Source organism: Roseibium sp. SCP15 (assembly GCF_040329435.1).
Taxonomy (GTDB): Bacteria; Pseudomonadota; Alphaproteobacteria; order Rhizobiales; family Stappiaceae; genus Roseibium.
This window is the reverse complement of the sequence record NZ_JBDZYI010000003.1, coordinates 908,163-933,421: the sequence shown is the minus strand read 5'-3', so window position 1 is coordinate 933,421 and position 25,259 is coordinate 908,163. Positions and strand designations below refer to the sequence as shown.

Genomic DNA, 25,259 nt, shown 5'->3' with positions numbered 1-25,259 from the left:
TGCTGTCTGGCTTCAGGTTAGTGAACGAAAAACCCGGCGGTGTTGCCGGGTTTTTTATTGAAATGTTTTGATCGTCTTTTTCGTTCCAGGGACATTCTTTTGGCCATAATCGCTGACATGGAAAGGCCGATGGAAGAGGCGCAACCGGAGGATCGGCGGTTTTTTGCCTGGGGTCTGGCGGCCTCACTGGTGCTGCACGCGCTTGCCGGACTGGTTTTGATGGACGGTATTTCCGGCTATGAGCCGTCGCCGCAGCAAACACCTATTGAGGTGGAGCTCGTGCCATTGCCAGTGCCTGAGCCGGAAGCTGAACAGCTGGAAGAAGAGACCGAACTGGCTGAACTCCCAGAGCCAGAAGAGCTCGAAGAACCGGATCAGGAAGAGCCCGAGCAAGCTGAAGAGCCGCCTGCGCCCGAACCTGAACCCGAAGCGCAGGAGTTGCCCCAGGCAGAAGAGCAAGCCCGCGAAGTGACCGTACTGCAGCCGGTGGAGCAATTCGGAGAAGAAGACCAGGAAGGCCGGAACGGAGAGGAGCCGGAGCCGGAAGAAGATCTTCAGGCCGAAGCCCCAGGTGCAACCGAAGACCCACAGGAAACCGAGCCGGCCTCTGAAGACGAGCCTGCGGAAGACCTGCAAGAAGGTGAAAACACGACGGAGTCTGTTGAAGAGACCGAGGTTGCCGAGAATTCTGTTCCAGAGCCAGAGCCAGAGCCAGAGCCAGAGCCAGAGCCAGAGCCAGAGCCAGAGCCAGAGCCAGTACAGGAAGCAGAGGCCGAGGCCGAAGAGGTGGACCAGTTGGCGGATGACCCGGGGCTGGAACCTGGGCCGAGTGGTGATCCGGTCCCAAGTCCGAAACCGGAGATACTGGTTGCCGAAGCTGGCGAAGACGCGATTTCCGCGGACCAACCAGAAGAAGTGGATTCGGAAGAAACTCCTGCAGAAAACACTGAACCGGAAGAAGACTTCGGAACGGTCGGGCAAATCGTCACGACAGAGACACCGTCAAGAAAGCCGGAGCGCCGCGTGGCAGCAGTTTCAAATCAGGCAACCCAGCGGTCCACGCCACAGAGACGGGACCTCTTGCCTGCAAGAGAGTTTTATTCACGCGATATCCTGGATGACTCTCGAGCACAGACCGCGATGCGAGGTATGTCACCAGGTGAACGGTTGAACCTGCTGTGCATGACGGAACTGCGGGCTCAGCTGACCGTTGCAAGTCCTGCTCCTCCGGAGCTTCTGCCTTCCTTCAGGCCGCAACCCGGCAGGGTGCTGGAGCCGCGCCGGGCAGCTTTTCGCAGTCTCGGGCGGTGGTTTAATGTCGCTTTCCGCTGTGAAGTGGACAGCGGCGTGACACGTGTTGAAAAGTTCGCCTTCAAAATCGGCGCCCCGGTCCCACAGTCTGAGTGGCTGGAACGAGGGCTGACAGGATTTTAGGGGCAAGAGGTGAAAAGACAGGATCACCTTTCGCTGCCTGAAGTCAAAGATTTCAACGCGATAGGTAATGCCCTCTTTGCTTCAAGGTTTTCACGCAACGCTATTGAAGGCAGCCGGATAAACGTGCCGGTGAAATTGTTGAGAGCCGGGATCGAACAGCCACAGGTGCCGAAGCGAGCCTGCTTGGTTCAAGAAAGATCATAAACCGGAACGGTCCCCAGCGGTCCCACCATGAGCGTTCTTTGCGATTCGACCGGGAATGGGTCGAACGCGGGATAAGACCCCTTGTCGGTAGGGACTGCCTTTGCAAGATTGCTTGTGCCGACGGCCTCGAGAAAATATCCGATCCTGAAATAGGCATTCATGTTCAGAACACCGCTTGCGGGCGGAATGTCATCCCGATCCGAATAAGGTGTCCAGGGATAGACGGGCTGGACCTGCCTGACAGCCTTGTCGATGGTCTGACCCGGCTTGACTGCCGTGACGAAGGGTATGTTGAAGGTTTCGGTGAGCGTATCTTCCGGAACTTCCATGATCTGCCGGCTCAGAACAAGTTGGCCCTGTTCGACAGTGGCATAGCAGGCATCGACCAGTGGATAGACCGACCCGTTGAACTCGTCATGAAGAACGTCAAACAGATAGACGAGCCTGTCCGTCTTGTTGGTCACCTGATATGCCAGAAGGATAAACCGTCCATCCTGGCGGAGCTGGGCTGTCAAAGTGATGTCATTGTTTTGATTGGTGAACGATGACATTGCTGCCGCCTTCTTCTGGAAATTGCTGGTAAGGCCGACAACCATCAGGCCAAGCAGAACTTTGCGTCGGTCAATAATAAGGCCGTTGTGGCTGTTTTGGATCCCATTCGTCCCGAATTTTGTTTTCGCTGTAGGGCTCGCTGTCATGTGGTGGAAAGCCGACCGTCTTGGCTTCTTCTTTGATGACTTTGGCATTCTTGGTCGGATCGGATGGATCAGGTTTGTGGTCATTTTCAACCTTTGAGAGGTCAATCTCGCCGTTCGCGGCGTGTTTTGCATGAATCAGCTCATGTGCGAGGCCAATTTCCGGTGGCCGCGTTTTCCAGGGTTCGTCCGGACCGAGCGTGGTTCTGTTCGGATTGTAATGCACCGTGGAGTCTGATCCCGAACCTGGATTTCCGCTGGCATCCACCTTGCCGTCAGAGGTGAAGCCGTTCACCTTGTTGCCGCCCGAGGTTTCCTTGATTGTGATCGTCTTGCCGGATTTGTGCAGGTCGTTAAGCAGTTTGGCTCCGGACGGTGTTTGACCGATCTTCGCCAGGGCAGCGACGGTTTTTTCCCTGAATTCTTCTGTTCCTTCAACAACGATGGCCGGGCCTACCTTCGTTTTGCCGACCGCTCCGGCTCCGGCCCCAGCGCCAGCACCTGCTCCGGCACCAGCCCCACCGCCGGCGCCACCTCCGCCGCCTGCACCCATTGTGCCGATCAGGACGGTTGGATATCCGCTGACAATCGCCCCGGCCTTCAGCGTCAAATCCGTCATTCGCGCGGCGGGCAAACCTTCCACCAGCACGGTCCAGGCGCCGGTGACGATGGGATCACCGCCTATGGGAGGAGGCGGGCCGACACAGACACACAGATCGGTTACGCGGGCCTGAGGCATTTTTCCTGTCCAGACCGTCCAGGCACACTTCCACGCAATCGGCGCGGGAACACCCATACACATCGGGCAGGTATGCATATCTGTCAGACGGGCTGCTGGAAATCGCATGATTAATCCCGGGTTCCTCGATAGACGCGAAAATACTCCCGTGACACGCCGTTCCGGTCAATGCCGTGGCGTCACACTTTGAATGTTTGTCTAAAAACCTCGGCTTTTCATCCCGGGTGATCCTGGCCGTTCGTGTTTCTTAAATTGCAACCATATGTGGAATTAACTTATTGCGTGCAATCTCGTTCAATTCTAAGTAGTGTATACGTTGTGGGCTGTAAATTTGCCGTGAGGGGGCTATGGATTTCTACAATAAGGTGACGCCTTATCTGCTCAGCTTGTTGCGCTGCATGACAGGGCTTTTGTTTCTGCAGACCGGGACCAGCAAGTTCTTCGATTTCCCGCATAGTCAGTATTCAGGTGTACCGGTGATGAGCCTGGACGGAATTGCCGGCCTGATCGAGCTCATCTGTGGCACGTTGGTTGCCATCGGCCTTCTGACGAGACCTGCAGCTTTTCTGGCCTCCGGAACCATGGCTGTCGGGTACTTTCTGATTCTGGCGCCCAAAAATTTCTTTCCGATGCTGAATGGTGGAGATAGCGCCATTCTTTTCTGCTTTGTCTTTCTTTTTCTTGCTGCTGCGGGCGGAGGACCGGTCAGCCTCGACAGGGTTCTGTTCGGAAAGCGAACCTGGACGGAGCGTGTGGCCTGAGCCGGGAGCCGGAACTCAGAACTCCTGGTCGGTTTGACCAATCTCTTCGGAGCGCACAAGACGGTGCCGAAGGACCAGCATGGCGGCAGCAGGAATGATCATCAGTGCTGCGTTGATGTAGAAGACAGCGGCACCCGAGCGGGCAATCGCCTCGCCCGTGATCAGGCTGGTGTCACCCGGTGATACAAGGCCGGTCAATACAGCGATGAGACCTGTCAATCCGCCGCCGATGGCGATCCCGGCAGAAGAGAGTGTTGGCAATATGCTGGAGACGAGATCCTGCTCTCCATCCTTGGCGGAATACATCAGGGACCGCATGAGGATCTGATTGCTCAAGCCGTGACCTGCTCCGGCAACAATGGCGGCAAGCGAAAACGTGACAAGCGATGCGGTCGCTATCCCGACAGCAGTCAGCAACATGCCGGCGGCAATCAGAAATGGGCCGATCGCCAGATAGGTCAATTCTCTTTGCCGGGATGGCGCGCGCGATGATATCCAGGCAAAGAACGACCAGGAAAAGGCCAGCCCGGCAGCGACATAACTTGCCTGGGTGACGCTGAGGCCCCAGTGGACCTGACCCATTGTGGTGATGAACACCGCCCGAATTGCCGTCACCACGGAAATCAGGAAGACGATCCATGTACCCAGCCCGACCACTGTAGTTGCCCGAAAGGCTTGTTTTGGAAAGAGGTGTTGCGCGCTGGCTCTATCGAGCTTCAACAACAAGCCGGCAGCAATGAGACCGGTCATGATGGTGGCGGCCAGTGGCAATGGTTGATGGATCTCGCCGATCAAGGTGAGCAGAAATATGCTGACGGCAAGCAACACAAAGCGCAACGCCAACCGACCTGCCCCACCTGTCTGCCGAAGCTGACGAGACGCCGTTCCAGACGTTGAGCGGGCGGGCAGGGCCGAATTCATCAATCCGAACAGCATCAAGGTCAAAGGTATGTTGACGAGAAAGGCTGCGCGCCAGGACCAAAGTTCCGTCAACAATCCCGCCGATACGGGACCGATACCAGCTGCAAGTGCCCAGACACCGGCAAGCAGCGCGAAGATGCGCGGGGCGATGTTGCTCGGATAAAGATCGGGGATCAGAGAATAGCAAAGCGCAATGATCATGCCTTCGCCAAAGCCTTGCAGAGCGCGGCCGGCGATCAAACCTGTCAGGGAAGTGCTCAGCCCGGCCAGGACTGAACCTGCTGCTAGCAACAGAGTTGCGACCAGAAAAGGAAACCGGGCTCCGAAACGCTGTTTGGTGGCTCCGGTCAGACACCCGGCCAGTATGGCCATCATCTCGAATGTGCTGAACACCCAGAAAGCTCGGTCCTGACCGCCCAGGTCGCGAATGATGTCCGGCAAGACAGCCGTGGTCACGAAGCCGTTGATGGCATGGGAGCCGACACCCAGGATCAGTGCGAGTGTTCCAGCCAGCCGGGCGGGCGCGAAAAGGCTTGAATGGGACGATATGCTGGCTGAAACCTGAGCTGGCGAGCTGACGGACATGACACCCTCAATAAAGAAAGAAATTTCTTTCTTTATATCATTGATGGAAAATAAAGAAAGTTTTTTCTTTTTAAATTGAGTGCGAGCTCAATCTCCGTCAGAAAAGGACAGGTGTTCCGGTGGCACATGATCCACCAGCCAGACACCGTTTTCCGTCTTGAAGAAATTGAAGCCTGCCGCATGCATGATTTTGGATGTCACCACCAGAACCACGGGTTTGCCGTGCCTTGTTCCGACGGTTTGAGCCGTATCGGCATCAGCAGACAAATGCACATGGTGACGGTTCATCGGTTTCAAACCTTCCTTCAGGATGAGGGATAGAAACCGGGTTGCTGTGCCGTGGTAAAGGAGATCCGGCGGTTCGGTTGGGGTCAGATTCAAATCTATGGTGATTGAATGCCCTTGCCTTGCGCGGATCAGAGCGCCGTCCGCGGAAAACTCGAACCGTTTCTTGTCGTTGGTTTCGACAATTTGCGTCAGCTGCTGGAGACTGCAGGGCATCTGTTTTCGGTCAAATGCAGCAAGCAGTTCGCTAACCTGCACCCAGCCGTCGCTGGTCAACTGTAGACCTGCGTCTTCCGGCTTGTGTCGCAGCCAGAATGAGATTTGTTTGGAAATTTTCGTGTGATTTTTCATGACTCAAAAAAATTCGGTTGGATAGTAAAGCGGCGCAGACTAGTCCGCGCCGCTGATTGTCAGGCTTCCGCTGTGCCATCGTCTCGCAGCCTGACGAGATCGTTCATCAGGCCGCCGGTGCCGTTGTGAACCGTCAGGCGATCCACTTTGGAGGCAATGGACTCAAGAGCTTCAAGCTCCTTCAGGCGCAGCATCACAGGGTTTTCAGCCATGACCTTTGCGGTGTTCAAAAGCGAACGGGTTGCGTTCGTTTCTTCCCGGCGCCGGATCACGTTGGCTTCAGCTTCCTTTTCCGCAGTCACCACTTTGTTGAGGATCTCGCGCATTTCACCTGGAAGAATTACATCCTTCAGCGAGATGTCGAAGACCTCAATACCGATCCTGGCCATATCGGCCTTGATGCTGGCTTCCGCTTCCGCGTTCACATCGCCCTTGCGTTCGAGTATCTGGTCAAGCTTCAGCGCGCCAAGCTGCTTGCGGAATACCATTTGCAGGGCCCGGTACAGCGTGTCGGAGAAGTCCTTCACCTCCTGAGCTGCTTTTACGGCGTCCACCACACGGTATTCCGCCGACAGGTTGATCCGAACGGTGACACGGTCAAGGGTCAGGACTTCCTGACCGGTGACGTCAAGGCTCTGTCGCTTCAGATCGACGAGCTTTTTCGTCATCGATCCTCCGGCTTTCCAGAAAGCGTAAAGTCCGGCGGCCAGGGTCCGGGTCATGACGCCATCGACGAATAACAGCGCTACGCTGCCTTCAGTAACCTGGATGATCTCGAAATGATGCGTCAGTTTCGCTTCGCCGAGACGGAGCAAAAGCTTTCGAGGAAGCTCCGGTTCAGTCGCGGTGTCTATGACAGTCCAGGCCCAAGGGCCGGCATCGGTCCACAGCACAAGCTGCTGATCTGGGCCGAGCACCCTGTAGACGCGATGATCCCGTTCCACAATGGCGATTTCGCCCGGTTTCGTTCGGACGACAGTCAGGTGCTCATCTGCAACTTCAGGGAGTTTGTCGAAAAGCGCTTTCTCATATTCGGATCGAAACAGTGGTGTCGCAAGGTCCTGACGCTCGACCATCAGAGTGCCCCTACCATTTTTAAGGTAGTGCTCACCGGGCCCGAGAATGCCTTGAAGTTCACCCTTTACCAAATGAACTGCTCGTTCGTTTTCGTAGATCACGACGCGGCTGCGGCCGCGAATTTTGTCAAGAAAAGTCCTCATTTCGATAATCCTTCCATTGCGCTAAGGCACGTGGCTTGTCCTTTCGTCGTTGAAACAGGGGTTGGAGGTGGGAGTGGGCCGGCCGTTCCTGTGGTGGAACGGACCGAGTGAATATGGAGACTTGAAGAGCGCGCAGGGCACTCGGCGGGTCTTTGACCAGCGGGCCTAGCGGAATCAAGGCAGGTTGCGCTCGTTCGAAAACGGGCGGTTCCGGCAAAATTGCGGCGTGGTCTTGACCAAAGACCGGACAAGAGCTCCTGGTGAAGGGCTGGTCTGTCTTCGTGCGTGTTGCGCAAAGGCAGAGCCGGACCGTCACAAGCCCTCTTCAAGTCCCAGTTTTTTAGACAGCACCTGAAGCTGTTGCCAAAAAATGGCGGGACGGGAGTCGAACCCGAAACCATGAGGTTTGCCAATTGGAGCGGGAGTCGAACCCGCGACCGTCGGATTATTCGTCCGATGCTCTACCAGCTGAGCTATCCGTTGCGTGCAAGACAGGAATCGAACCTGTTTCCTCCGGGCAACATGCCTGGCGTTCAACCATTGAACTTCATGCGATGGCGCTCGATCTGCCGATACAGTATCCGTACATGGAAATGACAATGTCGAACCATGCGGGTGGTAAAAATACTACCTAAACCTATGATATCTGAATAAGTCTTGAGACCGATGACGAAGTCTTAAGTTGAAATGGTACGCAAGTGCAAGAAGAAAAAATTAACTCAAGGGGCGTTGATGCTAAAATACAACAATGTGTCACTAATTTGCAACATTGACATCTCATGTAGAGGTTGCCGAACAAGGGAGACGATGGCTTTGGAGTTGAATTTGTGAAGATGCGTAAACCAGAGTTTTCAGTCCCTCTTGCGCGTTGTTCACGGCGCAGGCACACTCCCGCCGAATTGCAAAATTGCTTCTGTGAGATGTCATGCCCAACAAGCAGTCCCGGTTTCTGATCGATACGTATTTCGCCGCGTTCAATGCAGGCGACACCAAGAAGATGGAAAGCCTTGTCACTGAAGACCTTATCCACGACGTCAATCAGGGTGAACGGCGTGTTGGCAAGGACAAGTTCTGGTCTTTCAACGTCCACATGACCCGCTGCTACAAAGAGCGGCTCTCAGACATTGTTCTGTTCGTCAACGAGGAAGGTACCCGCGCGGCGGCAGAGTTCATTGTTCACGGTACCTACATCAATACAGATGAAGGTCTGCCAGCTGCAGACGGACAGACCTACGATTTGCCGGCGGGAAGCTTCTTTGAGATCCGCGATGGCCAGATTGCCCGGATAACCACCTACTACAATCTGCAGAACTGGATTGATCAGGTGAACCGGGAACCCGGTGAAGGAAATTTGGACGAAACATCAGTGGAAGCTTGAGCTCTCTGCCGCAGGGCAGATTGGTCACCTACTTTCCCTGTGCCTGACCGTAATTTGGCGACCTTCGCTCGATCCAGGCGTTCAGTCCCTCGTAAACGTCTGGAGTTGACGCCATGCGGGCAAACTGTTCGCATTCGATCGACAGACCTTCCGCAATGCTGGTGTTCAACCCCCTGGTCACGGCTGATATGATGCGGGCTGCGGCGTGGGGGGAATGCCGCAATATTCGCTCTGCCATCTCAAAGGCAGTTTCAAGCACCTTGTCAGGTGAAACAACGGCATTGACCAGCCCCAGTTCATAGGCACGTGCAGCAGTGAAACTGTCCCCTGTCAGGAGAAGTTCCAACGCGCGCTTCCGCCCTGCAAGGCGTGGAAGGCGTTGTGTACCGCCGAACGTTGGCGGGATGCCGATGTTGATCTCAGGCTTTGCAAAGAGTGCCGTTTCGCTGGCGATTGCCAGGTGAACTGCCTCGGTGATTTCGCAGCCTCCGCCATAAGCCAGGCCGTTGACCGCGGCAATGATCGGTTTGGAAAAGGCTTCCAGCCGTCCGGTCATTCGTTGACCCCGCTGACAGAAGTCGCGAACGGCGATATCCGGACCGGCCTTGATGCTCTCGCTAAACTCGTGAATGTCGCCACCGGCGGAAAATGCCCTGTGACCGGCCCCGGTGATCACAACTGCGCGGAGACGATCATCGCTTTCGATCTCGTCCAGATGCTTCAGGATCAGATCGTTCGTCTCATAGTTCAGCGCGTTGAGTTTTTCAGGCCGGTTGATCGTCATAAGCGCTATCGCGCCATGTCGATCAAGAAGGATTGTCTCCGTCATTTCAGTTTCTCCCTCAATGTGTGTCGGTGAAGGGAGGCTAGCGATGGCAATCATTGATGTATATTCACTGGTGAGTATACTTCGATCATGAACAGACCTAATTCCAATGCCCGGGACGGGATCCTGACAGCCGCAAACAAGCTGTTTTACGCTGAAGGAATTCGAGCGGTCAGCCTCGACAACATTGCGGAAAAAGCGGGTGTCACCAAGAAGACTGTCTATTACCATTTCAAAAGCAAGGATGATCTTGTCGAGGCCTATCTGGCGTCGCGCGATCAGCCCAATCTGGCGCTTTACCGGAAATGGTTTGAGGAAGCTGACGGTGGTCTTCCAGACAAGGTTGCCGCGATCTTCTATCAGATCGCGACCTCGGCACGTCATCCAAAATGGAAAGGCTGTGGCTTCCTGCGCACGGCTGCAGAGCTTGCCAATATGCCCGGTCATCCGGCGATGAAAGTCGGGGCGGCACACAAGAAGAAGTTTGAACTCTGGCTGGAGCAAGAGTTTGAAAACCTGGGACTGGATGGCAGTGCGGCTCTGTCGCGGCAGGTGGTCCTACTGCTGGATGGTGCGTTTTCGACCATCCTTGTTCATCGGGATCCAGATTATGCGGAAACTGCGGGCGAGGCAGCGCGGGCGCTGGTTGAGCGAGCCGTGAACAGCTCCACGCCAAAAAGATCCGGTCAGATGGAAAGCGCCAACCCGTAAAGCCGTTCCACCGTCCAGTAGGTGGCCAGACCTGCGCAGGCAATAGCGATGACCGACCGGATCAGGACCGCGGATCCGTTACTCGTTCTGGCAATCAGCCAGAGAAGCGGCCAGACGCACAGAACAATTGCCAGCTGACCGACTTCAACCCCGACATTAAACGCCAGAAGGCTCTGCCAGATGTCCGGCGACGTCACTTGCAGAATGTTCTTGAGCACAAAGGAAAACCCAAGCCCGTGTAACAGACCAATCGCACCTGTGATCAACACCATCGACCATTCACCGCCTCGGTCTGCCTGACGTGGCCAGATGGCGATGAATGCGGCATAGATGATCGACAGGGCTATCGCACTTTCAACCGCCGGAATGAACCACGATCCACGCGGCACGAAACCGAAAAAACCGGCGGTCAACGTGATGCTATGGCCGATCGTGAAGCCCGTGACGCGCCAGGCGAGAGAAGAAAGCGTTCTGGCGCCAATCACCAGACACAAGACGAACAATACGTGATCCAGGCCTTCGAGAATGTGGCGGATGCCTTCTTTCAGAAATGTCAGAACCGCTGCAAATGAGGACCTGGTGACTGTGATGGGAGTTTCCATGAGACCTTGTGAACGGAAGATCTTCGTGCCGCCGGGACCGTAGTCGAGAAGGAGATTGGCAGTTCGTTCCTGGTCCGGTAATCCAGGATCGAGACCGCTGGAAAGCTGATAGGAATATATCGGTGAACCAGAGTATCCGCGCAATCTGATGTCGATCACGGCATCACCGACATAGAGCTTCTCTTCGGGGGAAACTTGCACCGGGTTTCCGTCAAACGCGTTTCTGGCCTCTTCGAGGGTGGCAAAATCCGGCTGAGAACCGATCCGGTGAAGTCGTGTGTCGAGAACCTCCAACGGCAGGTTTGTATCCAAAGTCTTCAGATGCAGCCCCTTGGCAGCAATTTCGCCAAGCCCGTTGGGGGACTGCTGAAACGCGGGCCGGTCGAGTATGTGCACCAGCTTGCCGTCTTCCATACGATTGATCGTGTAGGGAGCCGGAGCGGGGAGGCCATCAGGTTGAACAGGGCCAACGAGCCCGGCGACAACGTAGGGCATCGACATGCGCACATAGAGTTCAAGTCCATCCTGCAATCGCTCGACATGGTAGATGCGGACATTCAGGTTGAGCAGGAAGTGTGCGGATGACGGAAGTACGCTCCAGAGCAGTACCTATGGGATGAAACCAAGAAGATGAAATGAGATCGCCCTTCTTCCGACGCCGTGGCTGGTCCATCTGGAAAGCCTCGATCTGATCATGGCAGGAGATCCGCATTCAAGACCGTCAACCCGGCGAGCCGCCATTCGTCCTTGTGTTCAACAAGATCCATTTGCGCCCGGTACCTGATCGAGCGCAGATGCGTATGCCCCCAGTGCTGACCTTTGGCTTCTGCAGTCCATTCCGTCAGGGCTGAAAAACCATTGCCATCTTCAAGAGGCAGAATTTCAGTAACCGACACATTGTCAACGGCTCCTACACGAGCCGTTGTTCCGCCTGCGACCTTGATGTTGATGGCCCGGTCAAGTTCTGCCGTGACAGCGGCAATGGAGGAGCTGTCGAGGAAAAGCTCAAGCTGGGACTGCAATCTGGTTTTGTCGACTTCCTGGAAGGCCGCGTTAGCGTTGTTTAATATGGCTTCGATTGCCCTTTTTGATTCCGCTTCCTCAGGAGGGCCGGCAAACGGGTTTTGTACGGCTATCGCGAGTTGGCCCCATGTCGCCGCTGTGCCAAGACCAAACAAAAGTGCGCAGAACAGGCCAAACTTCCTGGAACGCTCTCCGGAGGAGATGGCGAAGGCCAAAGCCACCAAGGCGATCAGCGCGACGGTGATTGAGAGGATCGGCAGTTGAAAGGTTCGGTCGTCTCCGATCCGAACTTTCGAAACGCGAGGCTTCTGATATTTCAGAAGATGATTTGTCCATGTGTGGACGGTGTCGGTTGGAGCGACTTCCGAGGGAAAGGGGCCGGCCGGGTCTACAGACATGGCGGGCACACGGGTTATGCGTTCATTAAAAAGATCCCATTGCACAGAAGCGGATTTCGGCAGGTGTTCAACCGGGTAAGACAGGATGACGCCCAGGACGGCGGTTGTCGGATCAAGATCCTGTTCTTCCTCAATCACCTGCACCCCGGTGAGTGAGAGCTTCAGAAACTCGGTGCTGACCGACGCTGGCTTGACTGATACTCCATCAATCTCGACGGGATTCCTGTGCAGGAAGAAACGGCTAGCCGCTTCTCGAATTTCTTTCTGCCTGTTGCTCGCGATCGCGGTGTCCGATTTCAGCTGAAGGCTGATCCAATCATCCAGGTCCCGAAGCCTGACAATCACTTCGTGTCTGACTTCACGAGGTTCAAGATACAGAAAAGACATCATCGGCCAGCGATGATGACGTTTGAGGTTTGGGCCTTGGAATTTTGAGTACCAGGGGTCCTGCCAGTCGAGTTTCAGTGTGACTGCTCCGGTGAGGTATCGGAAATCAATCACCGGGACGCTCTTGTGGTATGCGATAAAGCCAATCGGAAGCAAACTGCGACCGTCGGGGCCTGGAGGCGGTACAAAAGTCAACGTTTCCGGTTTTCCGTCGAACGGGTACTCGAGCTCCACGTAAAGAACACGCTTGTCGGCTGGTGGCTCGGGTGTCTTCTGTCGCGTGATCGGATTGACCATGCCCGCAAATGGCGACGCCCGATCCTTGCGTAGTCTTGGCTCAGACAGACGCAAGCGTGCGGTCAGAATTTCCTCGTCATCGGCAATGACTTGAAACTTCTTGCGGGAGAAACTGATCATTCTCTCCTCAAGTGGTGCGGCTGCGTCGCTGTTGTTCCTTAGCCATTCGTCGGGAAGCAATTCCGGTAGTTCGGAAATGTCATCAACGAAAATTTCCAGAACGAGGCGGACGCGGTCGTCCAGCACCGTAATCTCGGCGATGTTAGGTGACGTTTCGGCCCCGGAGAGGTTGATCCAGTCAGCATTCGAATGGGATGTGCTGATGAAAAGAATGAAGACTGCCACAAAGCTGCACGTCAGTGCTCTCACGGCTTTTGACCGATGGCGTTTCTGAAGCGACTTGTTGGGCTTCGGAGGAAACATCTCTCTGCGGTCAGCCGCGTCAGAATCGTCGGCTTATTCCGAGGAAAGGGCCGTGTTCCGTAACATCGTAGGCAAACTCGTTGGCACCGCTGCCGGTCGAGTAATCAATGTCGTACACCCGGTAGCCAAACCGGACGGTGGTTTTATCCCACGCTTCCCAGGCTGCAATGCCGGTGAGAGACCAGGTCAGATCATCACCAGCAACACCGAAACCAGCCAGATCGCCTCTGACAATCAGATCCCATTTCGGGCTTACGTGATAAGTCCCGCGCGCGCCTATTACCGGCTCCAGCCAGTACTTGTCATCGCCGAGGTTTGCGTTGAAAGGCGCAGGTATGCCGGGGGTTACGTCGATCTTCTGACGCAAGTAGTTAAAACGGGCTCCCGCGGTGACATCTATGTCGAGCGAACCGCCGGATGCCGTGCCGGCGCCCAGCGTCGGGAACCGGTATCCTGCCAGCATGTCGACAATGCCTTGCTGAATGTCAACGTCAACCTTGCCGTTGCCGCGCGGGCCAACATTGTTCGGGCTGGCACCAAGGTTTACGTATTGACCGTCCAGGACAAAACCGGCGGCGCTGCCGTCTCCACGTCCAAGATCACGCCAACCCTCGAAGCGACCTGAAATGGCGAACTGAAACAGGTCGAATATCTCGTCCGGCCCGAGATCCAGATCAACTGTTCCACCGTCGACCGTCGATGATCCCTGTACCGAGATAGGTATGAAGGCATAGGCTCCCAATTAGAATGTCCAGGGGGAGGGCGCTTCAAATGGGACGTCCGGGGCAGGCGGAGGCGTATCTGCGAGATCGGCTGCCATGGCCGAAGATGCAGCCAGGAACGTTGCCGATATCAGCAAGGAAACAGAGTTTTTGAGTGTCCGCACCGTCACATCACCCTCCGTAGCCGGGGTGCAGGGCCTGACTGTTGTCAGCCGACCGTATCCCCTCTTACAAAACCTAACACTCACTTTTTGAATTGCAAATAGCGTCGGCATTTGCCCGCTCACTGCATGTTGTGCTCTTTCTTGAAGCTGTCGACCATCGGTTTGAGAACGTCCGAGATATCCCATGTTCCGGCCTTCATTTCATCGCTGAGCGGGTCTGTCATCCCTGTGGCATCCGGCTTTGGCGGTGCCTTGGCGCCGGGAACTGACCAGGCTTCTTCAGTGATGACCGCCATGCGTTCGGTAATGCCGTCTTTGGTGATGTTCCAGACCATGTTGTCCTGCGCCATGGAAAGCGGTCCGTCATAGACGGTGCGAACCTGATCGTAGATGTCGTATCGCACGCCTTCTTCATTGAAGAAGTGGTAGGCGACGGCCTGACGTGGCTTTATTTCAGCCATGACCTTGCCGAAGGCGGCGGGTGCGGTATGGACTTGTGTGCCGACTCCCAGTGCCTGCTCCGGTGATTGGCCGTACCACTTCACCAACTGGTCGGGTGTCATGAAGGTTTCATGGATCGCTATGTCGGCGTCCTTGGCGTAGCCGATGTACCATTTGTTCGGTAACGTGTCGCCGCCGATGACGATCTTGTATCCGTTCCATTCCAGAGCATAGCTCACCGGCCCATCACCAGCATGAATGGCCGGCCAGGATCGGATTGTTACGCCGTTTTCATCGTAGATGGCCTTGTTTTCTCCGGTGTAGTCGAACTCGGTCACCTCGATCTTGCCCGGTTCCTGACTGAGGGCGAAGTTGCGTGTCTGCAGGTCCCAGTTAAAGGCTTTCAGGAAATGGTCGACTGCGTATTTCGTGCCCATTTCTTCTGTGGCACCGCTTGGTCCCCACAGCCGCAGCGGACCTGTCCGACCGGCCGTCCATCCACCCGCCCAAAGGGAGGTCAGGTCACCCCAATGATCGGTATGCAAATGGGTCAGGAACACCTTGTCGAGCATGTCGTAGGGAATCATGTAGGTCGCCACATTGGCCATGGAACCTGTTCCGATGTCGAAGAGGAACTTCTCTCCATTGCCGAGTTCGACCAGAAAGCAGGTCGCAGCTTGCTTGTGCCGAGCCGAGGGCATGCCGGTGCCGCAAGCAGTCATTCTGATTTCATCCTGACCAAGCTCTTCTGTGCCAGGGTAGTAGACATAGCGGTCAGGGGCAGTGCCATTCGGATCGGTGACCTTGCCGCCGGCTGCTTCAACCAGATTGCTCACCGACGGTATCAGAAAGGTTGCTCCCATGAGGATAGCAATGGTTGCAAGCGGTTTTCTTCCGTTTCTCATTTGCCACTCTCCCTGGACTGAAAAACTCCTGCTTCCAGCAAACGTGCGTCCGCGCGATCCGCTGCGCCGCAATTCTATTGATCTGATTATTCCCGACTTCACACATCGCTTCGTGTTCGACCTGAAGTCGAATTCTGCAAAGCCCAAAGAAACTCAGGGCATGACCCGGTAGCTTCACTCTCTCTTGATGTGACTTTCGTGCGAAATACTGTAGCATACTTTTTGGTGTGCTACATACCTTTTGGTATGTTGTGATTTCTTACGAGGAACAAAAGCGGTCTGAACGTCTTGGTGACAACCAAAACAAATACGGAAGCGGCGACCCCGAGATTCAGCAAAGACAGCTGGTTGCGCGCAGCAATGGAAGCCTTGGCGAAAGAGGGGCAGGCCAGGTTGAAGGTGGACGAGATCGCCAAAAATCTCGGCGTCACCAAGGGCAGTTTTTATCATCACTTCAAAAACCGAGAAGACTTTGTTGAAAGCATTCTGGATTTTTGGGCTGACAGCTTCACCGAGTATGTCATTCAGACGATTGGCAATCTTGAGGCCTCGGCAAGTGACAAGTTGCTGGAGCTCATGCGGCTTGTCGAGCGAGAGGGGCTAGACCGTTACGATATTGCCTTCAGATCCTGGGCTGCACAGGACCCGAAAGTTGCCGAGGTTGTTCAAAAGGTCGATGTCGCCCGCCATCGCTTCATCACAACCTTGTTCAAAGAGATGGGTTTCAAGGAACCGGAGCTGAGCATGCGGGTGAAGATCTGGTTGGTTTACGCCAGCGCACAACGCACCATCCGATTTCCCGGCAAAGGAGAGACGGACGAGCTTATTGTGCAGCGTCACAGATTCTTCACTGAAGCCTGACGATGACAGGGGTCGGTAGACGTTGTCAGCTCTTCAATGCCTTCTCCCAAACCGGTTTCCGACCGATCTTTTCCAGAAGGAAATCAATGAACACGCGCACCTTGGCCGTCAGGACGTTGGATTTCGGATAGACAAGCCAGAGAACCGATTGATCGTTGACCTGATAGTCGGGCAGAACCTGCACCAGAGAACCGCGATTGATTTCCTCGTGGACGCTCCAGAGTGAATTCATCGAGATGCCGGCACCTGCAACTGTTGCCAGTTTTTGACTAAGGCCGTCATCCATCACCAGCCGGCATTTGGAAGCGCGCGGGTCGTAGCTACCGGTCTTTCCGTCCGGCGCGACGAGCTGTCTTTCAGCCTGATTTCTGAACGCCAGAAGATGATGGGTTCTCAAGTCGTCAGGTTCATGAGGAATGCCGTGTCGCTCCAGATAGTCCGGTGATGCGCATAAGATGCGTTTGTCGTCTGCAAGTTTTCGTCCTTTCAGACTTGTGTCTTCAAGAGCAGTGTTGCGCAACGCCAGATCGAAGCTTCCCTCGATCAGATCAAACGGTGTGTCTGACAATCTTAAGTCGAGATCGATGCCGGGATGAAGGTCAAGAAACTCCGGCAGCAGCGGGACGATGTAGAGTTGCGAGAACGTGCTGGAGGCGGCAAACTTCAATGTTCCTGTTGCAAGTTTGCTGCCCAACCCGAGAGCCGCTTTGGCAGCTTCTTCCTGAGCGAGCATTTCCCTGGCGAAGGGTAGAAATTCGGACCCCTCCAGAGACAGTGCCACCTTGCGTGTTGAGCGATGCAGCAGATCGGCTCCGAGGGTCCGTTCCAGTTTGGCAAGCCGGCTGCTTGCGACTGCCGGTGGCATGCCGAGTTCACGTCCGGCAGCGCTGATGTTCAGCTTTTCTGCTGCCAGAACGAATAGTCGCAGGCTGTCAGTGTCCATTTATTATATCCAAAATGCGAATTATGAACTCATTTTCCCAGCATTTATATACTTTTTCAAGATGCCTATTTTCCCATTACCGCACTGATGATGACTGAGCATCGCAGCGCCGAATGCCGGAAAAAGGTGAAACCAATGTTTGAAAATATCGGCTGGATTGTCGAAGCGAAGATCAAGGATGGCAAGCGTGCCGAATTTGAAGCCGTGGTCGAGGAAATCGTAGCGCAGACGCGCAGGGAAGGCGGCACGCTGAATTACCAATACTACGTATCCGATGACGGAGACGTGCTGGTTTACGAGCGTTTCGCAAACGTTGAATCTGCGCATATCCATGTCACCAACTGGGACAATTTTGCAGAGCGCTGGACGGCCGCTGCCCCGGCGACCCGCATGGTGCATCTGGGTGACTTGCCTGAGGACTTGCGCGAGAGGCACGCCGCCTTGGCGCCGAAGCTCCTCAAACCTTTCAACGGTTTTTCCCGTTAATCCAATTACCTGAACCAACTGGTTATATAAAAGGAAGGCTACCAGAATGGCTTATTTCTCTGTTCTTGCTGTTACTCCAACCTCTGAAGACTGGATCCCGGACTACATCGGTCCGGCCAACAAGCTGGTTGCCCAGTATGGCGGCAAATATCTGGCGCGAACCTCAAGTCACGAGCAGCTGGAAGGTGACGCTCAGGACGCGGCATTGCGGATCGTGATCGAGTGGCCGTCAAAGGAAGCTGCTGTAAACTTCATGAATGACCTGGAATATGCGCCGCACCTGAAAGCGCGAACCGCTGGGTCGAACAGTTTCCATTTCCTGATCGAGGGCAAGGACGACCTCGCCTGATGGTTGAAGGCTGATTTGCGGCCGCGAGCTTTGTCGGTCGAGGCCCTTTCTGCTGCGCGATGCCGGGATACGTGGGGAATGAACAGCACCCCAGTGTCGCGACGCAGGCGAGTTCCAAGGCCAAATGCGAGTGCCTTGAGCCGCGCGCCATTCCGGGATTGATCTTTACTGCGGATACCAAGGCCGCGTGAAAGGAGTAGGTCATGCTCAAACGTCTGGAAAACACCGGTTTCGAAACGATCAACCGCGGCTTCAATTCCGTGTTCAGGCACAACAGGTTGAGCGTTGGTCTTGTGTTGCCGCTTGAAAACCATGGCGTTCATCCGGTTCCGAAAATGTCGGAGCATCTGGAGCGGGTGAAGCTGGCGGAACAGTTGGGGTTTGCGGCCGTCTGGCTGCGAGATGTGCTTTTCAACGTTCCGTCATTCGGGGATGCGGGTCAGATATTTGATCCGTTCGTATATCTTGGCTTTCTGGCGGCATCGACCGAGAGGATCGCTCTTGGTGTTGCCAGCATTGTCCTTCCCTTGCGCCATCCGGCGCATGTTGCCAAGGCGGCCAGCAGCGTGGATGAGCTCTCAGGCGGACGATTGATCCTCGGTGTTGCATCGGGAGATCGGCCCGAAGAGTATCCCGCACTCGATCTTCCTTTCGACAATCGGGGAGAGCGGTTTCGGGAAAGCTTTGCATACATTCGAAAAATGGCAGCAAAGGAACCTGCATTTGCAAACGCATTCGGGCAGCTGAGCGGTAGCATGGATATGCTTCCGAAACCCGTCGCGGGCAAATTGCCGATGCTGGTGACCGGAGGCAGTCAGCAAGATCCGGAATGGATTGCCGGAAACGGTGATGGCTGGATGACATATCCGCGCGGCCTGGATAGCCAGGAGCAAGTGATAGCTGAGTGGCGGCAGCGGGTTCTGTCAGCTGACGCATACGACAAACCGGTTATGCAGCCGCTCTATGTTGATCTTGCAGAAGAGCGAGATGCACCGCCTCGACCAATCCACCTCGGGTTCCGGTTGGGGGTCAATCATTTGCGAACCTATCTGAAGTCGTTGGAGGCGATTGGTGTCAACCATGTTGCCTTGAACCTACGCTTCAATCAGGCGGGCATAGACCGCACATTGAAACTGCTTGCAGAGGATCTGCTGCCGGACTTCCGGGTTTGAGGAGAGGTAAAATGAAAAAAATCATTCTGTTGACCGGAGCAACCGACGGTATCGGCTTTGAGACCGCAAAGCAGCTTCGCTCACTGGGACACTCGCTGCTTCTGCACGGTCGAAATCCTTCAAAACTGGACGCTGCAAGATCCAGGTTGATTGAACTGCCAGGGGAAGGCGATGTCGATGGGTATCTCGCGGACTTTTCCCGGTTGTCGGATGTGCGGAAACTTGCAGAAGACATTGCAGGGAAACACGAAAGAATCGATGTCCTGATCAACAATGCCGGTATCTTTCACACGCCGCATGAGAGGACGGAAGCGGGTCTGGATGTTCGGTTTGTCGTCAATCTCCTGGCGCCTTACCTGCTCACTAGTCGCTTGTTGCCTTTGATGAATTCAGATGGACGTGTGATCAATCTGTCTTCGGCTGCGCAAGCTCCGGTAAGCCTGGATGCGCTCGCCGGGCGAACAAGACTGTCCGCCATGGACGCCTATGCACAAAGCAAGCTGGCTTTGACTATGTGGACCCGATCCCTGGCAAAAGAGCTTGCGGGAAAAGGACCTTCCGTCATTGCGGTTAATCCCGGCTCGTTGCTGGCCAGCAAGATGGTGAAAGAGGGGTTCGGGGTCGCCGGAAACGATCTGCGCATCGGCGCAGACGTTCTGGTGCGGGCCGCATTTTCAGAAGAGTTCTCAAACGCAAACGGCCAGTATTTCGACAATGACAGTGGCCGGCTCTCAAACCCGCATCCGGCAGGGTTGGATGATGAAAAAACAGCTGAACTCATTCAGGTCGTTGAAGAAATTCTGACTGACAACGCTTAGGCTGTCTCTGAATTTTCTGCCGCCTGAACTGCCACTTCCGTGGTTCGTGTTTGATGAAAAGAGCCGTTCTCGTTGACAAATCAAAAATAACTATATAACTAGAATTATAGTTATATTGAATGAGGCGAGAATGGTTCTGGAAGAAGCGGCTCAAGGATTTGCTGCGCTGGGCTCCGAAGCCCGGTTGCAGGTGGTGCTGACACTGGTGAAGGCAGGGCACAAAGGATTGACCGTTGGTGATATCCAGTCCCGCACGGGAATGGCTGCGTCCACGTTGGCACACCATCTGAAGTTTCTATCCTCCGCAGGGCTGGTCCAACAGGAGAAGGACGGGCGGTCGGTGATCAACCGGGCGGCGTTCGATCACCTGGAGAACCTGGCTGGCTACATTCTCAAGGAATGTTGCGCAGACGAAGACGGCATTCGTCCGTAGGCGCCAAAGGAGATCTCAGATGGCGGACACTCTTGAGAACATTGCAGTGGCGGAAAGTGCAGGGGAGACTTGCTGTTCTTCGGTGAAATCAACCAGTTGCGCACCGACCAAACCCAAATTGTCCTGGAAGAATTTCCCGGGCAGGGACTATCTCCTATCGACATGGACGATCGTCATCGGCGGGCCGCTTCTGGTTCTTCTGTTCGATCAGACGCAGTTTACAGGGTTTGTTTCCTTCGCAATCTCGGCCTTTGCCGGAACGCTTCCCTATATCGCATTTGCTGTCGCACTGATTGCCTGGCTCAAGGCAGCCGGTGCGGAGGCTTACGTCGGCAAGGCATTTGAAGGACGGGAAACACAGGCGATCTTCCTGGCCGCGCTGTTCGGCGGACTGGCGCCCTTCTGTTCCTGTGAAGTTATTCCCTTTATCGCAGGTCTTCTTGCTGTCGGGGCGCCATTGTCCGCGATCATGGCCTTCTGGTTGTCATCACCGTTGATCGATCCGCCGACGCTGCTGATCACGGCCGGTGCTCTGGGCTGGCCGTTTGCCATCGGCAAGGCCGTGTTTGCGGTTGCGCTCGGGCTTTTTGGCGGTTTTCTGATTTCGATGCTTTTGCGCACCGGCGCTTTTGCCAATCCGGTCAAGGTCGGTTCATCCGCAGGAGGCTGCGGCTGCAGTGCTTCCCCGCTGACGGGGCGGCCTGTCTGGAAATTCTGGCAGGAAGAAGAGCGCAAGGACAGGTTCTCCAGCGAGTTGAAGTCAAATGCTCTTTTTCTGGTGAAGTGGCTGGCACTTGCCTATGTGCTGGAAGCGGCGCTGGTCACCTATGTACCGGCAGATCTGATCGCAGGTGTCGTCGGAGGAGACGGCCTTGGGTCGATTGTCATCTCGGCTCTCGTCGGGATGCCGGCCTATCTTAACAGCTACGTCGCACCGCCATTGCTTGCAGGCCTTATGGATCAGGGCATGAGCGCCGGTGCTGCAATGGCCTTCATGATCGCAGGTGCGGTCAGTTCCATCCCGGCAATGGCGGCGGTCTGGTCCCTGGTGAAGCCGCAAGTGTTTGCCATGTATCTCGGACTTGGTTTTGTCGGCGCAGTACTCTCCGGTCTTGTCTTTCAACTCGTGATCTAAGAGTGGAACCATGCACACGCGTGTCACAGTTACTGTTCAACCGAACTCCGATACCTCTCGAAGACTGATCGTTCCGGTCGGATTGCCGACGCCGCATCAGATGCCGGTCCATTTCGAAGTTTCAGGCGGTCTCTATTCACTGGCTGGAGAAAGCACCACCGGCCAGATGGCAGCTGTCGTGAGGCCGGTATCCGGTCAGCAGATCGAAATTGACTACACATACCGCGAAGGCGGCGCAGGGTATCCGGACGCGGTCTTCAAGCCGGGTGTCAATCGATACACCAGGGCTGCCAATGACCTGGTGGAAGGGGCCATCAGAATTGCCGAGACGGAGCGGGATGGTCACGCCGCCATTCAGGCGCTGGTCAATGCGGCTGCCGAAAAGTTCAGATATGCCCACCCGGATAAGCGTTTCAATGACGGCTGCGATGAGGTGCCTTATCTCTCATGCGGACTGACAGAGGGATCATGTGTGGACATCAATACGTACCTGATCGCCTCCTTGAGGGCAGCAGGCTTTGAGGCCGGTTATATAACCGGATACTTTTTCCCTGAGGAAAAGAACGGTTGCTGCGACGACATGCATTGCTGGGTCGTGACGCGACACAATGGTGTGGTGCTGGAGTGGGACATCGCCCATCATCTGAAGATGGGCACGCGTGAGATTTGTTGCGGGCTCAATCCCAAGCCGGGAGACAGGGTCGCGGTCGCCCATTCCATGGGGCTGTATTTTCCGCAGGTTGGAATTGAATGCGAAAAGCTGATCGCCGAACCGGCCTGGATTTCGAACGATGGCGAATTGGAAAAAGCGGATATCTCGATCCGGCGTCAGTTCGCAGGAAATGCCGTCGCGGCCTGAGCGATTTCCTCCGCTGGCACAAACGTATGACGGGTATGCCCGTTTGGCGGCCGATCACCCCTTGTGCTGGGCTGATCGGTCGCTAATCTGCGGGGACATACCGCAGGAATTTTCTCATGAGCATACTTGTTGTCGGAGCCGGAATTTCCGGCCTTTCCACCGCCTGGGCGCTGACGAAACGGGGCGTGCCGGTTACGCTTGTCGAACAGGGCCCTATTCCCAATCCCTTGTCCGCGTCCGGCGATCAGCACCGGATCATCCGGCGGGCCTATGGCAGCCAGGGTGGCTATCAGCGCCGTATCGGAGCTGCCTATGCTGCCTGGGATGAAATGTGGGACGATCTTGGCAGCAAGCATCTTGCGGATACAGGGTTCATGCTGTTGTCGCAGGTGCCGGGTGACGGCGGAGAAGTCTATCGGAATGGCCTGATTGAAGGCGGTTATCCGTTTGAAAATCTGTCGCCGGAGGAAACTGCAGAGCGGTTCCCTTTCATTGATCCGTCAACCATTCGCTACGGCGCTGTCAGCAGCGAAGGAGGTGTGCTCCTTTGCCAGAGGATTGCCGCTGATCTGAAAAACTGGCTCATCGCCAACGGTGCTCAAGTCCAGGAAAAAACCAAGGTCATGTCCGTCGACGGTTCTGCTGGCTCGGTTGCATTGGCGGATGGCAGGGTGCTCGTCGCTGATCACGTGATCGTAACCGCTGGCGCCTGGACCCTTGGTCTCTTCCCCAAGCTTGAGATCAGCCTGAAAACCTATCGGACTGCGGTCGTTTATCTTACACCGCCGGCGGACTTGCGTGAGCCTTGGGAGAATGCTCCGGCCATTCTGGATCCGGGTGGCTCTAATGACGGATACGTCCTGCCACCTGTTGCGGGCACCGGCCTGAAATTCGGTGCCGGGGTTCACAGATACCGCGCCGAGCCGGATCAGGACAGAACGGCAAGGGAAGGCGAGGGTGAGCAGTTGCGTGACTACTTCTCACCACCGATTGCCAGGATTGGTGAATATCGCGTCGATGACGTTGTGACCTGTGCCTACACCTTCACCGCCGACGAGCACTTCTTTGCGACAACCGACGGAAAAGCGACGGTGGTCTCCGCCTGTTCGGGACACGGCTACAAGTTCGGTGCTGTTGTTGGTCAGAAACTGGCAGAGGGAATTGTTTCGAAAGAGATGACACGCGCACAGACCTGGCTGGAAGCAAGAGACTGATTGCCACGTTCTCACGCAAAAAAACGCCCAGCGGCGAGCCGCTGGGCGCTGCCTGAAAAGGATTAATAAAAAGACTTTTGGTGGGAAAATGCTTTGCTACAAAAAGGGCCTCAAATACACCGAGGCAGCAAGTACCCTGTCAGAATAGTCAATGAGGGCTGCGCCGCTATGGCAAAATTCTGGCAAAATTCCGGCGCAATTTGCATTTGAGATGGCAGATATGTGGCAAAGCCGTTTCAGATCAACAGGTTCTGAACCCGCGCAGCCTTGCTTTCCAGTTGTTTCGTCTGGACGACGTTTTCGCAAACCCGAATGTTGGTCAGGGCATCATTGAGATAGCCAAGGCAGGATTCCGCGAGGTTTTCGGAAGGCGAGGAGATCTTGATCTCCTGCATGATGCACTCCGCCTGATATTCGCGAACGCATGCTCTTGCCCAGTGAAACTTCCCGAGCTTTCTGTCCAGCCTTGAGATCGCGTCTGCCAAAATGGTCTGAGCGGTGTCGAGGTCTCCGCTGACGAGATACCATTTGGCCAAGTAAGCGCGGCAGAGAGCCTGGAATTCCGTAAATCTGTCGCCGTCCCGGTCGCTGGATTCAACAGCTTGCTGAAGAGCGATGCGGTCGCGCTGAAGAGCTTCACCGGTCTGCAGAAACAGGCGGCTGAAATTCTGCTTGATCATGACAGCCATCGGCAGTCGCTCTTCGCAGCTTTCCTGAAAGTCTTCCGCCAGTGAGCTGGCTTCGGACTGCAGGTCAAGAAGCTGCTCGATGGGTGCTCCAAGGAAAACCTCGTTGAACCGGCGCTGCAGGTGCAGTTGGGCGGCCTTGATAAAACAAGTCGTTTTTTCAGGCTGACCCGGCAGGTGGCAGTTCTTCACCACATAGCTGAAAAGATCGGCATCCGCAGTCTGATAGGCCGCGTAGCAAAGCGCGGTCATGAGATCGATGACCTCTTCTTCGACCTTGTCGGAATTCAGAAGGAACAGGTTGTTGTGCAGGCCATGCACCAGGATGCGGCCATTCCGCTTGGCCTCTGAAAAATTCCCGGATGATCTCGGAAGGCGGATAGCTTGCCGGATTGTGCCCTGAAAAACCTGGCTTTCCCGCAAATCTTCGCAGCGAACCGAAAGCTTCTCGAGCAGCTTCTCCAGTCCTCCAGTCAGGTCATCCGGTTTTTCCCTTGGAACACGCCCACCCGACGAGCGCTTAAAACTGGAGTAGTAGCTGTTGTAGAGCTCGTTGAGATGGTCTGCCTGGGCCTTGTTGTCGCTCAGTGCCTTGTTTAGCAGCCGGAATTTGCCAGGCGTCAGGCGCGCATTGCCCTTCAGGATTTTCGCCCAATGGCTTGCGTCAATTTCATTCAATGAACGCAGGAAATCCCAACGACCGACACCGCTTCTGAAGGCCTGTTCATTGATCAGGACATCCAGCGCCGCAATCACATCCGGTGTGCGCTCCGGAGCGGGGGAAGAGATCGCAAATGCTCCGGTATCTTTATCGGTGGTGCCAGGCACGCG

26 protein-coding genes and 1 tRNA gene are annotated in these 25,259 nt (G+C 55.3%); 13 read left to right on the top strand and 14 right to left on the bottom strand.

The features are described from left to right. Positions 1 to 99 precede the first annotated feature (99 nt). Positions 100 to 1,434, top strand: coding sequence for a DUF930 domain-containing protein (locus tag ABLO27_RS18360; protein ID WP_353034537.1), 1,335 nt, complete (start codon positions 100 to 102; stop codon positions 1,432 to 1,434). A gap of 188 nt (positions 1,435 to 1,622) precedes the next feature. Here the strand turns inward: ABLO27_RS18360 and ABLO27_RS18355 are convergent, their stop codons facing one another. Next, positions 1,623 to 2,189 carry a hypothetical protein gene (locus ABLO27_RS18355; protein WP_353034535.1) on the bottom strand — a complete coding sequence of 189 codons (567 nt, stop codon included), beginning with the start codon at positions 2,187 to 2,189 and terminating at the stop codon, positions 1,623 to 1,625. Positions 2,190 to 2,259: 70 nt separating this feature from the next. Then, on the bottom strand, positions 2,260 to 3,180 hold the full coding sequence (locus ABLO27_RS18350; protein ID WP_353034534.1) for a M91 family zinc metallopeptidase: 921 nt from the start codon (positions 3,178 to 3,180) through the stop codon (positions 2,260 to 2,262). Positions 3,181 to 3,419: 239 nt separating this feature from the next. On the opposite strand from ABLO27_RS18350, the gene ABLO27_RS18345 reads away from it, so the two are divergent. Then, entirely contained in the window at positions 3,420 to 3,833 is a 414-nt protein-coding gene (locus ABLO27_RS18345; RefSeq protein ID WP_353034532.1) for a DoxX family protein, read from the top strand. A gap of 15 nt (positions 3,834 to 3,848) precedes the next feature. On the opposite strand, the gene ABLO27_RS18340 is transcribed toward ABLO27_RS18345, so the two are convergent. The 4 genes from ABLO27_RS18340 to ABLO27_RS18325 all read right to left on the bottom strand — a co-directional run bounded on the left by ABLO27_RS18340 (position 3,849) and on the right by ABLO27_RS18325 (position 7,674). Further along, positions 3,849 to 5,339, bottom strand: a complete 1,491-nt coding sequence (locus ABLO27_RS18340) for an MFS transporter (protein ID WP_353034530.1) — start codon at positions 5,337 to 5,339, stop codon at positions 3,849 to 3,851. An 87-nt stretch (positions 5,340 to 5,426) separates the two neighbouring features. Beyond that, positions 5,427 to 5,975 carry an RNA 2'-phosphotransferase gene (locus tag ABLO27_RS18335; RefSeq protein ID WP_353034528.1) on the bottom strand — a complete coding sequence of 183 codons (549 nt, stop codon included), beginning with the start codon at positions 5,973 to 5,975 and terminating at the stop codon, positions 5,427 to 5,429. Between the two features lie 59 nt (positions 5,976 to 6,034). Continuing rightward, positions 6,035 to 7,195, bottom strand: a complete 1,161-nt coding sequence (locus ABLO27_RS18330) for a slipin family protein (protein WP_353034526.1) — start codon at positions 7,193 to 7,195, stop codon at positions 6,035 to 6,037. 414 nt (positions 7,196 to 7,609) lie between these two features. After that, positions 7,610 to 7,674, bottom strand: a tRNA-Ile gene (locus tag ABLO27_RS18325). A gap of 446 nt (positions 7,675 to 8,120) precedes the next feature. Here ABLO27_RS18325 and ABLO27_RS18320 point away from each other — a divergent pair. After that, on the top strand, positions 8,121 to 8,573 hold the full coding sequence (locus ABLO27_RS18320; RefSeq protein ID WP_353034524.1) for a ketosteroid isomerase-related protein: 453 nt from the start codon (positions 8,121 to 8,123) through the stop codon (positions 8,571 to 8,573). 28 nt (positions 8,574 to 8,601) lie between these two features. Here ABLO27_RS18320 and ABLO27_RS18315 read toward each other — a convergent pair whose 3' ends face one another. Beyond that, complete coding sequence (locus ABLO27_RS18315) at positions 8,602 to 9,402, bottom strand: crotonase/enoyl-CoA hydratase family protein (RefSeq protein WP_353034522.1); 801 nt, start codon at positions 9,400 to 9,402, stop codon at positions 8,602 to 8,604. 87 nt (positions 9,403 to 9,489) lie between these two features. On the opposite strand from ABLO27_RS18315, the gene ABLO27_RS18310 reads away from it, so the two are divergent. Then, positions 9,490 to 10,110 carry a TetR/AcrR family transcriptional regulator gene (locus ABLO27_RS18310; RefSeq protein ID WP_353034520.1) on the top strand — a complete coding sequence of 207 codons (621 nt, stop codon included), beginning with the start codon at positions 9,490 to 9,492 and terminating at the stop codon, positions 10,108 to 10,110. Here ABLO27_RS18310 and ABLO27_RS18305 read toward each other — a convergent pair. From ABLO27_RS18305 to gntH, 5 genes are all read right to left on the bottom strand, one after another. Then, positions 10,086 to 11,243, bottom strand: a complete 1,158-nt coding sequence (locus ABLO27_RS18305) for a HupE/UreJ family protein (protein ID WP_353034518.1) — start codon at positions 11,241 to 11,243, stop codon at positions 10,086 to 10,088. The genes ABLO27_RS18310 and ABLO27_RS18305 overlap by 25 nt on opposite strands. A gap of 161 nt (positions 11,244 to 11,404) precedes the next feature. Beyond that, a complete protein-coding gene (locus ABLO27_RS18300; protein ID WP_353034516.1) occupies positions 11,405 to 13,186 on the bottom strand; it encodes a hypothetical protein in 1,782 nt (593 codons plus the stop codon). A gap of 73 nt (positions 13,187 to 13,259) precedes the next feature. Next, positions 13,260 to 13,982 (bottom strand): hypothetical protein, encoded by a 723-nt coding sequence (locus ABLO27_RS18295; protein WP_353034514.1) that lies wholly within the window; start codon positions 13,980 to 13,982, stop codon positions 13,260 to 13,262. Beyond that, on the bottom strand, positions 13,983 to 14,132 hold the full coding sequence (locus ABLO27_RS18290) for a hypothetical protein (RefSeq protein WP_353034512.1): 150 nt from the start codon (positions 14,130 to 14,132) through the stop codon (positions 13,983 to 13,985). It lies immediately after the preceding gene. Between the two features lie 113 nt (positions 14,133 to 14,245). Further along, positions 14,246 to 15,472, bottom strand: coding sequence for a guanitoxin biosynthesis MBL fold metallo-hydrolase GntH (gene gntH, locus ABLO27_RS18285; RefSeq protein WP_353034510.1), 1,227 nt, complete (start codon positions 15,470 to 15,472; stop codon positions 14,246 to 14,248). Positions 15,473 to 15,763: 291 nt separating this feature from the next. On the opposite strand from gntH, the gene ABLO27_RS18280 reads away from it, so the two are divergent. Then, positions 15,764 to 16,333, top strand: a complete 570-nt coding sequence (locus ABLO27_RS18280; protein ID WP_353034508.1) for a TetR/AcrR family transcriptional regulator — start codon at positions 15,764 to 15,766, stop codon at positions 16,331 to 16,333. Positions 16,334 to 16,358: 25 nt separating this feature from the next. Here the strand turns inward: ABLO27_RS18280 and ABLO27_RS18275 are convergent, their stop codons facing one another. Continuing rightward, a complete protein-coding gene (locus tag ABLO27_RS18275) occupies positions 16,359 to 17,276 on the bottom strand; it encodes a LysR family transcriptional regulator (RefSeq protein ID WP_353034506.1) in 918 nt (305 codons plus the stop codon). A gap of 135 nt (positions 17,277 to 17,411) precedes the next feature. Here ABLO27_RS18275 and ABLO27_RS18270 point away from each other — a divergent pair, with 135 nt between their 5' ends. From ABLO27_RS18270 to ABLO27_RS18235, 8 genes are all read left to right on the top strand, one after another. Beyond that, positions 17,412 to 17,762 carry a putative quinol monooxygenase gene (locus ABLO27_RS18270; protein WP_353034504.1) on the top strand — a complete coding sequence of 117 codons (351 nt, stop codon included), beginning with the start codon at positions 17,412 to 17,414 and terminating at the stop codon, positions 17,760 to 17,762. Positions 17,763 to 17,808: 46 nt separating this feature from the next. Next, entirely contained in the window at positions 17,809 to 18,111 is a 303-nt protein-coding gene (locus ABLO27_RS18265) for a DUF1330 domain-containing protein (protein ID WP_353034502.1), read from the top strand. Between the two features lie 203 nt (positions 18,112 to 18,314). Then, positions 18,315 to 19,283 carry an LLM class oxidoreductase gene (locus ABLO27_RS18260; protein WP_353034500.1) on the top strand — a complete coding sequence of 323 codons (969 nt, stop codon included), beginning with the start codon at positions 18,315 to 18,317 and terminating at the stop codon, positions 19,281 to 19,283. A gap of 11 nt (positions 19,284 to 19,294) precedes the next feature. Next, positions 19,295 to 20,101, top strand: coding sequence for an SDR family NAD(P)-dependent oxidoreductase (locus ABLO27_RS18255; RefSeq protein WP_353034498.1), 807 nt, complete (start codon positions 19,295 to 19,297; stop codon positions 20,099 to 20,101). A gap of 130 nt (positions 20,102 to 20,231) precedes the next feature. Next, a complete protein-coding gene (locus tag ABLO27_RS18250; RefSeq protein WP_353034496.1) occupies positions 20,232 to 20,534 on the top strand; it encodes an ArsR/SmtB family transcription factor in 303 nt (100 codons plus the stop codon). A 19-nt stretch (positions 20,535 to 20,553) separates the two neighbouring features. After that, entirely contained in the window at positions 20,554 to 21,669 is a 1,116-nt protein-coding gene (locus tag ABLO27_RS18245; RefSeq protein WP_353034494.1) for a permease, read from the top strand. 10 nt (positions 21,670 to 21,679) lie between these two features. Next, positions 21,680 to 22,528 carry a transglutaminase-like domain-containing protein gene (locus tag ABLO27_RS18240; RefSeq protein WP_353034492.1) on the top strand — a complete coding sequence of 283 codons (849 nt, stop codon included), beginning with the start codon at positions 21,680 to 21,682 and terminating at the stop codon, positions 22,526 to 22,528. Between the two features lie 116 nt (positions 22,529 to 22,644). Then, a complete protein-coding gene (locus tag ABLO27_RS18235; RefSeq protein WP_353034490.1) occupies positions 22,645 to 23,742 on the top strand; it encodes an NAD(P)/FAD-dependent oxidoreductase in 1,098 nt (365 codons plus the stop codon). Positions 23,743 to 23,978: 236 nt separating this feature from the next. Here the strand turns inward: ABLO27_RS18235 and ABLO27_RS18230 are convergent, their stop codons facing one another. Further along, positions 23,979 to 25,256, bottom strand: coding sequence for a hypothetical protein (locus tag ABLO27_RS18230; protein ID WP_353034488.1), 1,278 nt, complete (start codon positions 25,254 to 25,256; stop codon positions 23,979 to 23,981). Positions 25,257 to 25,259: the final 3 nt, after the last annotated feature.

Excerpts from the sequence above, each read along its gene's own strand:
- ABLO27_RS18330 (WP_353034526.1), bottom strand. The coding sequence starts at position 7,195 with ATGAGGACTTTTCTTGACAAAATTCGCGGCCGCAGCCGCGTCGTGATC.
- ABLO27_RS18315 (WP_353034522.1), bottom strand. The coding sequence starts at position 9,402 with ATGACGGAGACAATCCTTCTTGATCGACATGGCGCGATAGCGCTTATG.
- ABLO27_RS18250 (WP_353034496.1), top strand. The coding sequence starts at position 20,232 with ATGGTTCTGGAAGAAGCGGCTCAAGGATTTGCTGCGCTGGGCTCCGAA.
- ABLO27_RS18275 (WP_353034506.1), bottom strand. The coding sequence starts at position 17,276 with ATGGACACTGACAGCCTGCGACTATTCGTTCTGGCAGCAGAAAAGCTG.
- ABLO27_RS18265 (WP_353034502.1), top strand. The coding sequence starts at position 17,809 with ATGGCTTATTTCTCTGTTCTTGCTGTTACTCCAACCTCTGAAGACTGG.
- ABLO27_RS18270 (WP_353034504.1), top strand. The coding sequence starts at position 17,412 with ATGTTTGAAAATATCGGCTGGATTGTCGAAGCGAAGATCAAGGATGGC.
- ABLO27_RS18260 (WP_353034500.1), top strand. The coding sequence starts at position 18,315 with ATGCTCAAACGTCTGGAAAACACCGGTTTCGAAACGATCAACCGCGGC.
- ABLO27_RS18350 (WP_353034534.1), bottom strand. The coding sequence starts at position 3,180 with ATGCGATTTCCAGCAGCCCGTCTGACAGATATGCATACCTGCCCGATG.
- ABLO27_RS18235 (WP_353034490.1), top strand. The coding sequence starts at position 22,645 with ATGAGCATACTTGTTGTCGGAGCCGGAATTTCCGGCCTTTCCACCGCC.
- ABLO27_RS18320 (WP_353034524.1), top strand. The coding sequence starts at position 8,121 with ATGCCCAACAAGCAGTCCCGGTTTCTGATCGATACGTATTTCGCCGCG.
- ABLO27_RS18355 (WP_353034535.1), bottom strand. The coding sequence starts at position 2,189 with ATGTCATCGTTCACCAATCAAAACAATGACATCACTTTGACAGCCCAG.
- gntH (WP_353034510.1), bottom strand. The coding sequence starts at position 15,472 with ATGAGAAACGGAAGAAAACCGCTTGCAACCATTGCTATCCTCATGGGA.
- ABLO27_RS18335 (WP_353034528.1), bottom strand. The coding sequence starts at position 5,975 with ATGAAAAATCACACGAAAATTTCCAAACAAATCTCATTCTGGCTGCGA.
- ABLO27_RS18340 (WP_353034530.1), bottom strand. The coding sequence starts at position 5,339 with ATGTCCGTCAGCTCGCCAGCTCAGGTTTCAGCCAGCATATCGTCCCAT.
- ABLO27_RS18255 (WP_353034498.1), top strand. The coding sequence starts at position 19,295 with ATGAAAAAAATCATTCTGTTGACCGGAGCAACCGACGGTATCGGCTTT.
- ABLO27_RS18310 (WP_353034520.1), top strand. The coding sequence starts at position 9,490 with ATGAACAGACCTAATTCCAATGCCCGGGACGGGATCCTGACAGCCGCA.
- ABLO27_RS18240 (WP_353034492.1), top strand. The coding sequence starts at position 21,680 with ATGCACACGCGTGTCACAGTTACTGTTCAACCGAACTCCGATACCTCT.
- ABLO27_RS18345 (WP_353034532.1), top strand. The coding sequence starts at position 3,420 with ATGGATTTCTACAATAAGGTGACGCCTTATCTGCTCAGCTTGTTGCGC.
- ABLO27_RS18245 (WP_353034494.1), top strand. The coding sequence starts at position 20,554 with ATGGCGGACACTCTTGAGAACATTGCAGTGGCGGAAAGTGCAGGGGAG.